The organism is Pseudomonadota bacterium, assembly GCA_026390555.1.
Lineage (GTDB): Bacteria > Bdellovibrionota_C > UBA2361 > UBA2361 > OMII01 > OMII01.
Genome location: JAPLFS010000063.1, coordinates 46,407 through 61,025, shown reverse-complemented (window position 1 = coordinate 61,025; position 14,619 = coordinate 46,407). Strand labels below are relative to the sequence as shown.

The 14,619-nt window shown below is 51.7% G+C and carries 14 protein-coding genes; 13 read left to right on the top strand and 1 reads right to left on the bottom strand.

The features are described 5' to 3' along the window. The first annotated feature begins 10 nt into the window (after positions 1–10). From rseP to NTV65_08320, 7 genes are all read left to right on the top strand, one after another. Positions 11–1,198: an RIP metalloprotease RseP gene (rseP, locus tag NTV65_08350; protein ID MCX6115206.1), complete on the top strand. Its 1,188-nt coding sequence runs from the start codon at positions 11–13 to the stop codon at positions 1,196–1,198. A 16-nt stretch (positions 1,199–1,214) separates the two neighbouring features. Next, positions 1,215–1,907 carry a tRNA (adenosine(37)-N6)-threonylcarbamoyltransferase complex dimerization subunit type 1 TsaB gene (gene tsaB, locus NTV65_08345; GenBank protein MCX6115205.1) on the top strand — a complete coding sequence of 231 codons (693 nt, stop codon included), beginning with the start codon at positions 1,215–1,217 and terminating at the stop codon, positions 1,905–1,907. A gap of 309 nt (positions 1,908–2,216) precedes the next feature. Continuing rightward, a complete protein-coding gene (gene rho, locus NTV65_08340) occupies positions 2,217–3,470 on the top strand; it encodes a transcription termination factor Rho (GenBank protein MCX6115204.1) in 1,254 nt (417 codons plus the stop codon). Positions 3,471–3,488: 18 nt separating this feature from the next. After that, complete coding sequence (locus NTV65_08335) at positions 3,489–4,901, top strand: sigma-54 dependent transcriptional regulator (GenBank protein MCX6115203.1); 1,413 nt, start codon at positions 3,489–3,491, stop codon at positions 4,899–4,901. Positions 4,902–4,913: 12 nt separating this feature from the next. Then, positions 4,914–5,276 (top strand): hypothetical protein, encoded by a 363-nt coding sequence (locus tag NTV65_08330; GenBank protein MCX6115202.1) that lies wholly within the window; start codon positions 4,914–4,916, stop codon positions 5,274–5,276. Positions 5,277–5,336: 60 nt separating this feature from the next. After that, positions 5,337–5,507, top strand: coding sequence for a hypothetical protein (locus tag NTV65_08325; protein MCX6115201.1), 171 nt, complete (start codon positions 5,337–5,339; stop codon positions 5,505–5,507). 166 nt (positions 5,508–5,673) lie between these two features. Next, positions 5,674–6,345: a hypothetical protein gene (locus NTV65_08320; protein ID MCX6115200.1), complete on the top strand. Its 672-nt coding sequence runs from the start codon at positions 5,674–5,676 to the stop codon at positions 6,343–6,345. A 29-nt stretch (positions 6,346–6,374) separates the two neighbouring features. Here NTV65_08320 and NTV65_08315 read toward each other — a convergent pair whose 3' ends face one another. Next, the gene (locus NTV65_08315; protein ID MCX6115199.1) at positions 6,375–6,662 is read right to left on the bottom strand and encodes a hypothetical protein; all 288 of its coding nucleotides are present in this window, start codon (positions 6,660–6,662) and stop codon (positions 6,375–6,377) included. A gap of 232 nt (positions 6,663–6,894) precedes the next feature. Here NTV65_08315 and NTV65_08310 point away from each other — a divergent pair, with 232 nt between their 5' ends. From NTV65_08310 to carB, 6 genes are all read left to right on the top strand, one after another. Next, positions 6,895–7,137, top strand: a complete 243-nt coding sequence (locus NTV65_08310; protein MCX6115198.1) for a hypothetical protein — start codon at positions 6,895–6,897, stop codon at positions 7,135–7,137. A 19-nt stretch (positions 7,138–7,156) separates the two neighbouring features. Then, complete coding sequence (gene pyrR / locus NTV65_08305; GenBank protein ID MCX6115197.1) at positions 7,157–7,726, top strand: bifunctional pyr operon transcriptional regulator/uracil phosphoribosyltransferase PyrR; 570 nt, start codon at positions 7,157–7,159, stop codon at positions 7,724–7,726. A 136-nt stretch (positions 7,727–7,862) separates the two neighbouring features. Further along, complete coding sequence (locus NTV65_08300; GenBank protein MCX6115196.1) at positions 7,863–8,825, top strand: aspartate carbamoyltransferase catalytic subunit; 963 nt, start codon at positions 7,863–7,865, stop codon at positions 8,823–8,825. Beyond that, positions 8,822–10,159: a dihydroorotase gene (locus NTV65_08295; protein MCX6115195.1), complete on the top strand. Its 1,338-nt coding sequence runs from the start codon at positions 8,822–8,824 to the stop codon at positions 10,157–10,159. The genes NTV65_08300 and NTV65_08295 overlap by 4 nt, the downstream gene beginning before the upstream one ends. An 8-nt stretch (positions 10,160–10,167) precedes the next feature. Beyond that, positions 10,168–11,352 (top strand): glutamine-hydrolyzing carbamoyl-phosphate synthase small subunit, encoded by a 1,185-nt coding sequence (gene carA / locus NTV65_08290; GenBank protein MCX6115194.1) that lies wholly within the window; start codon positions 10,168–10,170, stop codon positions 11,350–11,352. Between the two features lie 15 nt (positions 11,353–11,367). Next, a complete protein-coding gene (gene carB, locus NTV65_08285) occupies positions 11,368–14,592 on the top strand; it encodes a carbamoyl-phosphate synthase large subunit (GenBank protein MCX6115193.1) in 3,225 nt (1,074 codons plus the stop codon). Positions 14,593–14,619: the final 27 nt, after the last annotated feature.

The following is a 14,619-nucleotide window of genomic DNA, read 5'->3' as shown; positions in this document are numbered from 1 at the left end:
AGGTCTTATTATGGGAATCGTATTAGCGATTATTATCCTCGGTATTTTGGTTACGGTCCATGAATTTGGGCACTTCATCGTCGCAAAGTGGTGTGGTGTGGGGGTGCTTGAGTTCTCGGTCGGATTTGGTCCGAAATTATTTGCTTGTACAATTGGCGAAACTACCTACTCGCTACGCGCTATTCCGTTGGGTGGTTTTGTGCGCATGGCTGGAGATGACCCGGGGTTGGTGCATCACGGCAGAGCTCCTGGCGAGCAGGCCGGTGGAGCCTCTCCTATAGAGGGAACGCAGTCTACGCTCTCGCCGGAGCAGGAGCGGTTGTTGCAGGACGAATCGAAGTGGTTTCTTAAGAAGTCCTACCTAGCACGCTGCGCTATTGTTTTGGCTGGGCCAGTATTTAACTTTCTCTTCGCCTGGCTACTTGCTGCGGGCGTGTATTATGTAGTTGGACTACCTCATGTTCAGGACGGACCCGTAACGGTCGGGATGGTTCAGAGCGGGATGCCTGCAGAGAAGGCCGGCATTAAAAGTGGCGACAATGTGCTAACCGTTAATGGACTAACGGTAGCTACCTTTAAGGAATTCGTCGAGATCGTGCGTGGCTCGGGCGGTAAGCCCCTTGAGTTCAAGATTAATCGACCAAAGGAATCTAATGCTGCGGAGTTCGATGCCTTGACCATACAGGTACAGCCAGCCGCAGGCATGGCCGAGCTCGATGTGCTTGAGGGACGAACCGCTGAGACGACCTATCGGATTGGAATCTCTCCGGCGATGCACAACGTTACCTATGAGCCCGTTGGGCTCTTCGGTGCGATGACTGCTGGCAAGGATCAGGTAGTAGGACTATCGCTACAGACCCTGCGGGTGCTTAAGGCGCTACTAACTGGAATTCTTTCGCCAACCAAGACCCTCGGTGGGCCGCTAGAGATTATTAAACAGACAGCTGCCAGCGCTAATGAGGGGATCTTGGCGGTTATAGGGATTATGATCTTTCTTAACGTGAGCCTTGGGGTTATGAACCTGCTCCCCATTCCGGTGCTCGATGGTGGACATCTAACTATATTTACAATCGAGCTTCTGAAGGGCAAACCGCTCAGTATTCGTTTTCAGGAGACAGTGACTCAGATAGGAATGGTGCTCCTTCTAACCCTGATGATATTTGCATTTGGCAATGATCTGGTGCGGTACATCTTATAGATAAAATTGGTATAGAGTGACTAGCGTCGTTTTAGCTATCGATACATCGGGATCTTTTTGTAGCCTCGCGTTGCAAGATAAAGATGCCATCGCTACAGAGCTCTCGTCATCAGGTGAGGGCGATCATTTCGAGCAACTCCCCCGTTTGGTGCAACAGCTTTGCTTAGCAGCCTCTATAGCACTTAGCGATATAGATCAGATTAGGATAGGAACCGGACCTGGCTCCTTTACCGGATTGCGGATCGGACTAAGCTTCGCCAAGGGGCTCGCTAGCTCCCTGCGTATTGGGTTGGTCGGAGCCCCGTCGTTTGATGGGATGGCGGCGGCAGCGCTGCAGGGCGATGCTACAAGTAAGCGGGTCGTGGTGCTCTCAGATGCTAGACGAGACGAGGTTTTCGCTGCCATATATAAGCGTGGGGTTAACGGAGAGCTACTCACAGTAGAGAAGCCCCAGATAGTGCCTATCAGTAGCCTCCTAGAGCCACCCTGGAGTACATTAGAGCAGGGTGGTGATGCGTGGTATTCGCCGCTACGTGACTTCGTTCTGCCGGGAATAGCGCTTCGACCAATGGGGGCCGCTGCGCGTGGGTTGTTAGCGCTGGAGCTACCCAAGGAGCCCTTTTCTCTAGGTGCTATTGCTGCGTTGGAGCCCATATATATTCGGGAGGTTGCGGCCAAAACGATCGAAGAACGTCGATTAGGGGCTTGACACAGCCTTCAACCCTAGTTATGAGAAGGGTGGAAGATGTCTTGAGGCATCCTTCTTTGCGCCGCGGTATATACCGTTTTGGCGTACATATCGTTCAAGCGCATGCACCGTTCAGGTTGAGGCGCTGTACTTCATAAGTTCCATTCAGCATGATTCTGCCAGATTACCTTAATGGATAGGGCTTAAGAGCTAACTTGTAAGTCGTAACACGTAACAATTGTCCGCGTAATAATTGTCCCCGTAATAATCGTCCGCGTAATAATCGTCCGCCTAATAATCGTCTAACCCTACCTGGTTGAATTAAAAAACATGAATCTTAATGAACTAAAGCGACTGAAGCCTGAGGAGCTGATGAAGCTCGCAGCCGAGATGAATATCGAAGCTGCTAATACGATGCGTCGTCAGGAGCTGATCTTCGCTATACTAACAGTACAATCCGAGTCAAACGGCAGCATCTATGCCGGAGGCGTTCTTGAGAGCCTTCCAGATGGCTTCGGATTCCTACGCTCTCCCGATTACAACTATCTGCCAGGTCCAGATGATGTGTACCTCTCCCCAGCGCAGCTCCGCCGCTATGGGCTAAAGACCGGAGACATTATAGAGGGGCAGATCCGTCCACCACGTGAGAAGGAGGGTGAACGTTACTTCGCGCTACTTAAGGTAACCTCGGTAAATTACGACTCGCCAGATGTTCTTAAAACTAAGACCCACTTTGATAACCTTACTCCGCTCTATCCGAATGAGCGCTTAAAGCTTGAGAGCCAGAAGGGGGGCATTTCAACCCGTATCATGGATCTCTTCTGTCCGGTTGGTAAGGGACAGCGCGCGCTGATCGTAGCGCCACCACGTACCGGTAAGACGGTATTGCTACAGAATATTGCAAACGCGATTACTGAGAACCACAAAGAGGTGGTGCTTATAGTGCTTCTGATCGACGAACGTCCTGAGGAGGTGACCGATATGGCGCGCTCCGTTAAGGGCGAGGTGATTAGCTCAACCTTTGATGAGCCAGCTCAGCGTCACGTACAGGTGGCAGAGATGGTTATCGAGAAGGCCAAGCGTTTGGTCGAGCACAAGCGCGACGTTGTAATACTACTCGATTCGATCACCCGCTTAGCGCGTGCCTACAACACGGTAGTTCCGCCGAGCGGAAAGATCCTCTCGGGAGGTGTGGATTCAAATGCGCTGCATAAGCCCAAGAGATTCTTCGGTGCTGCTCGAAACGTTGAGGAGGGTGGTAGTTTAACTATCATCGGTACCGCGTTAATTGAGACCGGAAGCCGCATGGATGAGGTTATCTTCGAGGAGTTCAAAGGAACTGGTAACATGGAGATCGTGCTCGATCGTAAGTTAAACGAGCGTCGTATCTATCCAGCACTCGATCTGAAGGCATCGGGAACTCGCAAAGAGGAGCTGTTGCTAGAGAGCGACGTGATGCAAAAGGTGTGGCTCCTTCGTAAGGTGCTCAACCCGCTTAACACCGTTGAGGCGATGGAGTGGTTGATGAGCAAGATCGAGAACACCAAGAGTAACAAAGAGTTCCTCGATATGATGAAAGGCTAACTAGGGCTGAGAGCAGCAATGTCACCAGACCGGCCCGCTATAAAGATCTTAGCTGTAGATGATACGCCGGAGGGAGCATTTCTTCTGGAGCAGATACTGTCAGCGCGTGGGTATGAGGTGGTGATCGCCACCTCCGGAGCAGAAACCTTAGCCAAGGCCGAGAGTGAGCGACCGGATCTGATCCTGCTCGATGTCGTTATGCCTGGGCCGGATGGTTACGAGGTTACGAAGATCCTTAAATCGAATGCGGAGCTGCGCTATATCCCGATAGTGCTTCTGACCGGTAAGGATGCCCTAAAGGATATTATCTACGGACTCGATCAGGGTGCTGATGACTACGTTTGCAAACCGTACGATGCGCAGGAGCTAATTGCGCGCGTGCATGCTGCTGTGCGTACCAGCAAGCTTTACACTGAGCTACACGATACTAAGCAGGCAAACAACCAACTACAGGCCCGTCTGCAAGAGAATTTCTCCTTTGGTAATATAATCGGAAAGAGCAAAGCGATGGCGGAGCTCTATCAGGTGATGGCAAAGGTTGTTGATAGCGATGTCTCCGTGCTTATAACTGGAGAGTCCGGAACGGGAAAAGAGATGGTAGCAACGGCGTTGCATGTCAACGGCTCACGTAGCGCTAAGGCCTTCGTTGTTCAGAACTGTGCGGCATTTAATGAAAACCTACTGGAGTCCGAGCTGTTCGGGCATGTTAAGGGCGCCTTTACCGGAGCGATGCGCGATAAGCAGGGGCTTTTTGAGGTGGCGGATGGCGGAACGTTCTTTTTAGATGAGCTTGGCGAGATGAGTCCGGCCTTGCAGGTGAAGCTGCTGCGAGTTCTTCAGGACGGTACATTTATGCCGGTTGGTGGCACAAAGATGAAGCAGGTTAATGTGCGCATCATAGCGGCCACGAATAGAAACCTAGAGGAGATGGTCAGGAAGGGCACCTTTCGAGAGGATCTCTACTATCGACTGAACGTAGTTAACCTGATCCTTCCTGCACTCAGGGAGCGCAGCGGTGATATTCCACTTTTAGTTGAATCGTTCCTAACTAAGCTTGCCCACAAGAGCAATCGTGCTCGTAAAGCTATCGCTAAGGACGCCGTTTTTGCCCTTGAAAGTTATGCGTGGCCCGGCAATATCAGGCAGCTTGAGAACGAGCTGCAACGCGCCCACGTTATGAGCGGTAACGACGATATTATTACCCGTAGCTGCCTCTCGCCCTCTATCCTTAATGTTTCAGAGGCAGGTGAGGGGCCTGCCGTAGAGCGCGATGGTCGTCTTAAGGAGGCGCTTGAGGCGCTTGAGCGCGAGATGATTATAGCAGCACTTGAGCGTAGTAAGGGAAACAAGAGTGAGGCGGCGCGTCAGCTCGGAGTTTCGCGTTCTAACCTGATCGCCAAGGCGCAAAGCTTTGGGATGGATAATGAGTAGCGGTAGAGAGCCATGACTAGCGCCGTTCTACTCGTCTCATCGGATCTCTTCTTTATCTCAAAGATTAAGGAGGCCGCTGCCAACTGTTCACTCCAGGTTGTAGTTGCCCGTTCTCAAGTGGCGCTTGAAAAGGCGCTGCTTGAGGCACAGGGGAGCAAGGGGCTGTTTATAATCGATCTTGAGAAGGTTACGGCGCCGCTTGAATTCTTGAGCCGGATTGTAGCGGAGCTATCAGGTAGGGGCTGGAGCTGTGTTAGCTTCTTTTCGCATGTGCACCTTGAGACTGCGGCACAGGCTGAGGCTCTGGCGCTAGGGGAGGTGATGCCACGTTCGCGCTTCGTTAAGGTATTGCCAGATCTTCTGGCCTCCTTGTAACGTTGGGCAAGTCGTTCGATGTAACCGGCCTATCTGTCCCAATTCTTCAGGAGGACCATCATGATCCCTAGAACTATTAAAGCCGTTGCTATCGTAGTCTGTGTGGCTATTATAACGGGTGTTGCCGTTGGAGTATTGCTAGATAGACGTGTTCAGTACGCGACGAGCCGCTCGGAGCCCTCCGATATTGATCGAGCCTCCTTGGACATTTCAAAGCTTAGTAGGCCGTAACTCCACAAACATATCTCTTTATAACGCCGTTTCCTTTAGGTTAGATCTATATTTACCTGCAGCTAATTGCCCCCCTTCTATTCAGCGCTGCATCTTATCATGTAGGGTCGTAAATAGGAGCGGTTAAAGGACAAGGTTGGTCCCATTTAAAATGGAGGCTACTAGTATGATGGATCTGCTCTCACAATCCTGGCTCACCATAGCCCTTCCGGTTGTTATTCTTATAGGTTCGCTGCTTGTCAGCAAACTCCTGAAGCTCTCTCTTATAGGAACTATCATAGCAGCCTGTCTTCCACTTGGGCTGCCCTTTATTGAGTTGCCGTTCTCTGAGTTAATAACTCATCGAAATCCTGAATACCTGATTGGGGCGGGGTGGCTGGTGCTGCTTAGCGTTGCGGTCGGTTGGATACTAGTTCGTCCCCTGGCATCGGCGGCAGTACAGAGCTTCGGTATCGTTAAGCTCTCTTACTGTGTGGTGCTTGCAGCGGCCTTGGTTGTTGTGGCGTTGCTCCTTAGTGATTCAAAGTTGCTTAATACATATGCCCCTGGCTGGCGCGGGACGGCAGGGATAGTGCTGTTGTGTGCCTCCCTCCTAAGCATGTCGTTTGCGCTTGCAAGATTCTTTAAGGCCGCGGTGTTCTTAGCGTTATGGTCCTTCGTGTCCCTTGTATTGGCCAGCGAGATTTTGCTCGGAAAATTGCCGCAGAAGGTGCTACGCGGTGATATCAAACAGATTGAGCAGATGTTTCCATCCCAGAAGCTAAACGCAGTGCTTAAGGGACTTGGCGTTGAGGATGAGATCGCTAGGGTCAAAGAGGTTGTTCTGCAAGAGTCGTAGCAACCTATTCTACAGGCCTGACTCGCGTGTTAGCGGGCACTTCCTTTAAATCGCTCGGTAGCAAGGATCACTAGCGCTACGAGTAGGAATCCAACGCCACCCAGCTCCACTAGTTTATAAAACTCAGTCCGTGATCTAAGACGCCGCAGAAAGACGGTCTCGTTGTGGTTTGGTTCCTGAGTGGTGGCGAGGGTCTGTTTAAGTAGCTCCTCATGGTACGTCACCTTTGAATAGCCGAGGCCGATATTCCCAAGCCCTAGCAGCGTAAACAGTATGGCGCTAAGGCGGTATGTTGTAAGAAGGCGTTTTGAACTCATAGGCTGTAATGCCATAGTTTACCGCATACCACGACCCCGCAAGGTGCCATTTGTGATCAAAAAAGACTAGTGCAAACTGAGGTTTGATTGGTAGAAGTAGCTGGGTGATATGGTAGGGGGACGCAAAAAGTTATTTATTGCCTTATTAGGCGTGGTAACGATCGTGCTAGTCGTGTCTCTGCTATACGTAGTAGTGCCATTTTACTACTATTACTTCGACCTGAGGAATCATATGCGGCAAGCTACAGCAACTGCCGCAGTGTACTCGGATGAGGAGATCCGGCGCTCGCTAATGGAGGTAGTCAGGCAGCATGGAATAACATGTGGTGATCGGGACATGCAGATCCGACGTGAGGGTGGTACTATCAAGCTTTCGTTAAGTTATATAGAGAGGCTTGGATTTACTGTGATGGGGAGCGAGGTTACCCTATATAGTTTGCACTTTAATGCTGCGGCGGAGGGTAGTTTTAGGTAATTGGGGGAATGATTTTTCTATGAACACTAAGTACAAACCGATCCCGCGTGAATGGCAACTAGTTATGGACGAAGAGACCATAGCTCGCGCCATCTCGCGCATGAGCTTTGAGATCTTAGAGAAGGATCGCGATCTTAAGAACCTAGCCATCGTCGGTATTCGTACTGGAGGAGAGTTCCTGGGCAAGCGGCTTCAGGAGGAGATTCAGCGTATCGAAAAGATCGAGGTTCCTTATGGTGTTATCGATATCACCCTCTACCGTGATGATCTCTCTAGCGCACAGTCGCAGCCAACGTTGCGTGGCACCGATCTGCCGTTTAGGATAGCGGGTTCGCGTATTATCCTAGTGGATGACGTTCTTTTTACGGGGCGCACTATCCGTTCAGCGCTTGATGCGATTATAGATTTTGGTCGGCCACACAGGGTTGAGCTGGCGGTTCTGGCAGACCGAGGATATCGCGAGCTTCCGATTCAGGCTGACTATGTGGGCAAAGTTATACCCACGCAACGCTCGCAACTTGTGCGGGTTCGCTTGACTGAGATGGGGTATCGGGATGGCACATACCTAATTGAGCGTGAGGAGAAGTAGGGGGGTGCAGGGAGTCCCACTTATACTCCTAGGCAGGTCGCCTGGTTGATACCAGCAACGAATATCACTAGGGAGCTAAAAAACACCCCTCCAACCCCTTGTAAATTTGGCAGCACTCGGCTTAACTCAACTCTCGATGGTCGACCACTTGTTGGGAATAGAAGGGCTTTCGAAAAACGAAATAAATCGGTACCTCGATGCGGCACATTCGTTTGTAGAGGTATCTGAGCGGGACATCAAAAAGGTCCCAACCCTGCGCGGAAAGACGATAGTCAACATCTTTTTCGAGCCATCCACCCGAACCCTAGCCAGTTTTGATATCGCAGGAAAGCGTCTCTCTGCTGACACTATTAATGTTAGCGCTGGCTCCAGTTCCGTTAAGAAGGGCGAGACCCTACTAGATACAGTACGTACCCTTGAATCGATGAACCCAGATATCTTAGTGATCCGACACTCCGAGAGTGGGGCGGCGCACTTTGTGGCACGTCACCTCCACCGAGCCTCGGTTGTAAACGCAGGGGATGGTGCGCACGAGCATCCAACTCAGGCGCTTTTGGATCTTCTGACCCTGCGCCAGCACTTTGCTAAGAGTAAGCGCAGCATAGAGGGGTTGCGGATCGGATTTGTCGGTGACGTTAGGCATTCCCGCGTTGCTCGTAGTAATATCTGGGCGCATCTTGCGCTTGGTAACGAGGTGCGGCTAGTTGGGCCTCCAACGCTGGTGCCATTTGAAATGTCTGCCGTTTTCGGTGGGGGCTCGGTGCACGTTGTTCATAACATAGTAGATGGGCTGCGCGATCTCGACGTTGTGGTGTGTCTCCGTATGCAGCTCGAACGACAGGACCAGCACTTTATCCCGAGCCTTGATGAGTACAGTAAGGAGTACTGCGTCTCTGAAAAGTTACTGGAGCGCTATGCGCCAGAGAGCGTAGTGCTGCACCCCGGGCCGATCAATCGTGGGACTGAGATCTCTGGCGAGGTGGCGGATGGGCCACGCTCATTGATTAGGCAACAGGTTAATAACGGCGTAGCGGTTAGGATGGCGGTGCTCTACCTCTTGGCGCGTAGCGCACAGTCGCATGAGGAGATAATCAAATGAGTATCCTAGCTCCGATAGTTATTCAGGGGGGAACGGTTATCGATGCCGCCACGGATCGTGAGGGGTTATTCGATATCCTCGTTCAGGATGGCAGAGTTGCCGCAATTGAGAAGCCTGGGGTGTTACAGAGTCATGCTACGGCCGAGAAGATCGATGCCAAAGGTCAGTGGGTAATACCGGGTTGTATCGACCTGCACGTGCATCTGCGTGAGCCGGGAGAGGAGTGGAAGGAGACAATTCAGACCGGCGCTGAGGCGGCGGTGCTCGGTGGATTTACCAGTATCTGTTGTATGCCGAACACCAAGCCGGCCAACGATTCGGCCGAGGTAACGCGCTTTATTTTAGAGAAAGCAAAGGCTGCCGGTGCAGCTAGAGTTCTGCCGATAGGTGCGATCTCAATGGGGCGCAAGGGGCAGCAGCTTGCTCCGTACTCAGAGTTAGCGAAGGCTGGATGTGTGGCGTTTTCAGATGACGGCGATCCGGTTGCGGATGCTGGTCTGATGCGGCGCGCTTTGGAGTGGTGCTTGATGCTTGGGCTACCACTTTCGTGTCACGAGGAGGACAAGAGTTTAAGTTGCGGTGGGTGTATGAACGAGTCCCCACTCTCGCTCCGTCTTGGGCTGAATGGGTTTCCGGGTATCGCTGAGGATGTGATGATCGCGCGCGATATAGAGCTGGCCCGTTTTACAAAGGGCAGGGTTCATATCTGCCACGTCTCTACGGCGCGTGGCATTGAGCTTATCCGTCGAGCAAAGAACGATGGAATTAATATAACGTGTGAGGTTGCTCCGCATCACTTGGTGCTCGATGAGACTAGCGTTAGTAGCTACGATACGAACTATAAGATGATGCCACCCCTTAAGCCCTGCGAGGATATTGAGGGACTTTTTAAGGGGATTGAGGATGGAACCGTCGATGCTATCGCAAGCGATCATGCTCCGCACGATCTCGATAGTAAATTAGTCGAGTTCTCGCGCGCTACGGTGGGGATACTGGGGTTACAAACCAGCCTGCCGTTATTCGTAGAGCTGTGTTCCCAGGGTAAGGTCTCTCGGCGCCGGATGGTTGAGCTGCTCTGTTACGGACCGGCGCGATCTTTTGGGCTCTCTTCTGGAACTCTGCGTGTCGGCAGTGAGGCGGATATTACCGTGCTAGATCCGAAGCGTCGTTGGCGCTTTGCGGTTGAGCAGGTTCGTTCAAAATCAAAGAATAGTCCATTTCTCGGTCGTGAGTTAATGGGATTGGCTACGCATGTGCTCGTAGCTGGTCGGCGTGTTGTTCGAGATGGAAAATTGGCGGCTGAGCAGACTGAGCAGCAAGATATTCGGGGTTAGTATTTGTGATGAGAAGCGAGAGGAGACAGATACAGGAGGCTAGGGGAGAGCAGGGCTACTTAGCACTTGCAGATGGACGGATCTTTAAGGGGCGCTGCTTCGGCGCGCTGCGCGGGCCCTCTAATCCGGTTGAGGGGGAGGCGGTATTTAACACCTCTATGTACGGCTATCAGGAGATTTTGACGGACCCGAGCTATGCCGGGCAGATTATGTCCTTTACCTATCCGCATATTGGAAATGTTGGATGTAACGAAGAGGATGTTGAGTCTTCAAAGGTATACACCGAGGGTATCATCGTGCGGGCAGCACATAAGACTCCTTCAAATTTTCGCGCAACGATCTCACTTCCTGCCTACTTAGCACGACACGGTGTAATGGGGATTGAGGGGATCGATACGCGCGAGATCGTATCGCACCTGAGGGATAACGGCGCTCAGATGGCGGTCATGGCGGGTGGATTGGATCTAAATCCAGATGAGTTGGTCGATCGTGCCAAGAAGCTCAGCTCTATGGAGGGGCGAGATTACGTACGGCAGGTTGCTTGCAAAGAGATCTATACCTGGGATGCACCCTCCTGGACCCTCAAAGATGGTAATTCACGGCGCTTATCGCAGGAGCAGCTCGTTGCGCGACCGCACGTTGTAGCGATTGATTGCGGCATCAAGATAAATATTTTGCGGCTTCTGATCGATGTTGGATTTCGTGTAACGGTAGTTCCTGCTGGAACTACGTCGGCAGATATTATGGCGCTCAGGCCAGATGGGCTCTTTCTTTCTAACGGCCCTGGAGATCCAGGCACCCTTGGTTATGTGGTAAAGCCTGTGCAGGAGCTGCTCGGTAAGGTACCTATGTTTGGGATCTGCCTTGGCCATCAGATCCTTGGACAGGCGCTTGGTGGAAGCACCTACAAGCTTAAGTTTGGGCATCGTGGTGGTAATCATCCGGTGCGGGACGAGACCACCGGTAAGGTTGAGATTACGGTTCAGAACCACGGCTTTGCGGTTTACAAGCAGGGCTTGTCGAAGGATGTTTTTGTCTCGCATATTAATCTTAACGATCAGACGATTGAGGGCTTAGAGTCCAAGCAGGCTCGCATCTTCTCGGTGCAGTATCATCCTGAAGCCTCACCGGGGCCGCACGATTCGCGCTATCTTTTTCAGAGATTCCATGACCTGGTATTGGGAACTGAGTAGCTAATTTGAGGACTTATGCCAAGAAGAAACGATATAAAATCGATATTGCTTATAGGCTCTGGGCCGATAGTAATCGGACAGGCGTGTGAGTTCGATTATTCGGGCACACAGGCCATTAAGGCTCTGAAGAACGAGGGGTATCGGGTCATCCTTGTTAACTCGAATCCGGCAACTATAATGACCGATCCTGAGTTTGCAGACAGGACCTATATCGAGCCGATTACGGCTGATTTCGTAGAAGAGATCATTAGGATTGAGCGTCCAGACGCTGTGCTTCCGACTATGGGGGGGCAAACTGCGCTTAACATTGCGCTGGAGCTAGATGAGCGTGGGGTATTTGAACGCTACGGCTGTGAGCTGATCGGCGCCAAGATAGACGCTATCAAGACAGCAGAAGATAGAGATCTATTTAAAAAAGCGATGGATCAGATCGGGCTAGAGTCGGCGCGCTCGATAATTGCAACCTCTATTGGGGAGGCTGAAGATGCGGCCAAGAAGCTCGGATATCCATTGGTGCTACGGCCCTCTCGTACGCTTGGTGGAACGGGGAGCGGTATTGTATATGCGCCAGATGAGCTGCACCGTAAGGTTGCGATAGCGTTGGCAGCGAGTCCTAACCGTGAGGTTCTGGTTGAGGAGTCGTTGCTTGGTTGGAAGGAGGTCGAGCTTGAGGTCATGCGCGATCTTAAGGACAACGTTGTGATCGTCTGTGGTATTGAGAACTTCGATCCGATGGGGGTTCATACCGGAGATTCGATCACAGTTGCACCGATTCAGACCCTGACAGACAAGGAGTATCAGTTACTGCGCGATGCGGCCATCAAGGTAATTCGTCGGATCGGTGTTGATACCGGTGGATCGAACGTGCAGTTTGCGCTTAATCCAACTAACGGTCGCATAATTGTAATCGAGATGAACCCACGTGTTTCGCGCAGCTCAGCGCTGGCATCAAAGGCGACCGGATTTCCTATTGCAAAGATCGCAGCCAAGCTAGCTGTTGGATATACCTTAGATGAGATTCCTAACGATATCACACGCGAAACGCCGGCCTGTTTTGAGCCCTCAATTGATTACGTTGTGGTAAAGATCCCGCGCTTTAACTTTGAAAAATTTCCGATGGCTGACCGCGCGCTCGGAACTCAGATGAAATCGGTAGGAGAGGTGCTTTCGTTCGGTGCGACATTTAAAGAGGCGCTGCAAAAAGCGATCTGCTCAATGGAGCTTGATACCTACGGATTCGATCGTTTCAAACTGACCAAGGATCTCGGCCGTGGTGAGTTGCTTGAGGCCTGTTCGATCGGTGCGCCAGACCGTCTATGGCTTGTTGGAGAGGCCTTCCGCGCTGGGTTCTCGATGCGCGAGCTGTTCCAGGCAACTAAGATTGATCCCTGGTTCCTGGGGGAGATTGAGGAGATTATTCAACAGGAGCAGCAGCTCTCTGGTACTAAATTTGCGACACTTTCAGCGGATGAGCTACGCGAGTTAAAGTCTCAGGGCTTCTCCGATCGTAGAATTGCGGGACTGACGCAGAGTCGTGAGATAGAGGTCCGCGCAAGACGAAGGCAGTTCGGTATTAAGCCCTCCTTTAGGAAGGTCGATACCTGTGCGGCGGAGTTCGTTGCAAATACCCCCTATCTATACTCAACCTATGGCGGAGTATCAGAGGCGCCCCCTACCGATAAAAAGAAGATCATTATTTTAGGTGCAGGGCCTAACCGTATCGGACAGGGTATTGAATTTGACTACTGTTGTGTTCACGCAGCGATGGCGCTTAAAGCCGATGGTTATGAGACCATAATGGTAAACTGCAATCCTGAAACTGTTTCTACCGATTATGATACTAGCGATCGGCTCTACTTTGAGCCCCTGACCGTCGAGTCGGTAATGAATATAGTTGACCGTGAGCAGCCCTACGGTGTCATAGTTCAGTTCGGTGGGCAGACCCCTCTGCGCATATCAGGCGAGTTAGCGGCGCTCGGGGTGCCTGTAATCGGAACCTCCGTAGATTCAATTGATGCGGCAGAGGACCGCGAGCGCTTCTCTGCACTGGTGGAAGCTCTCAAATTAAAGCAGCCCCAATATGCAACGGCGCGTTCTACAGAGGAGGCGCTTAAGGCGGCCAGAAAGGTCGGATTTCCCCTTATGATTCGCCCCTCCTTCGTTCTTGGTGGTCGTGCGATGCGGGTTATCTACTCAGAGGAGGAGGTGCTTAGCTACATGCATGAGGGGGTCGAGGTATCACACGATCGGCCCGTTCTGCTTGATAGGTTTCTCGATGGCGCTATCGAGGTCGACGTTGACGCTGTCAGTGATGGCAAGCAGGTTATGATTGCAGGGGTGATGGAGCATATAGAGCCGGCCGGTATTCACTCCGGTGATAGCTCATGTTGCTTACCTCCACAGACGTTAAGTAGGGAAATAATTGAGGAGTTAAAGCGTCAGGCGCGGCTTTTAGCTGCAGAGCTGCAGGTCGTTGGATTGATGAACATCCAGTTTGCGGTGGCCAAGGGTGGAGAGATCTATATCCTTGAGGTTAATCCACGCGCATCAAGAACGGTGCCATTTGTCAGCAAGGCGACCGGCATTCCATGGGCCAAGGTTGCATCACGGGTGATGGCTGGAAAGAGTTTAAAAGAGATCGGGGTACGGGAGTGTGAGCCCAAGGGCTATGTTTCGGTCAAGGCCTCTGTTTTTCCGTTCAGTAAGTTTCCAGGGGTTGATACGATCCTTGGTCCTGAGATGAAGTCAACGGGAGAGGTGATGGGGTTGCACACCAACTTTGGTGGGGCCTTTGCAAAGAGCCAGTTTGCAGCAAACATTACGTTGCCTACTAAGGGCGCAGTGTTTCTCAGTATCAAGGAGGAGGATAAGGAGGGGTTGGGCGCCATCGTCGAACGCCTTGCAAAGCTTGGCTTCTCGATCATTGCGACGAAGGGCACCGCACAGTACCTAACGAAGATGGGTTTCAGGGTAGAGATAGTGAATAAGGTCAGGGATGGATCTCCGCACGTTGTCGACAAGCTTGGTAGGGGGGAGTTGGTGCTAGTTATCAATACTCCGGAGGGTGGTTCAAAGCCCAATATGGATTCAAAATCGATCAGAATTGTTGCGAACGAGCTCCGAATTCCAACCTACACAACCATCGCCGCTGCCGGGGCCGTCTCTCAGGCGCTAGAGATGGTAAAGGATAGCAGTTTTCTGACGGTAAAGGCGCTGCAGGATTACTACGAGATTAATTAGCAGGGATGATAAGTATTCACCCCTAAA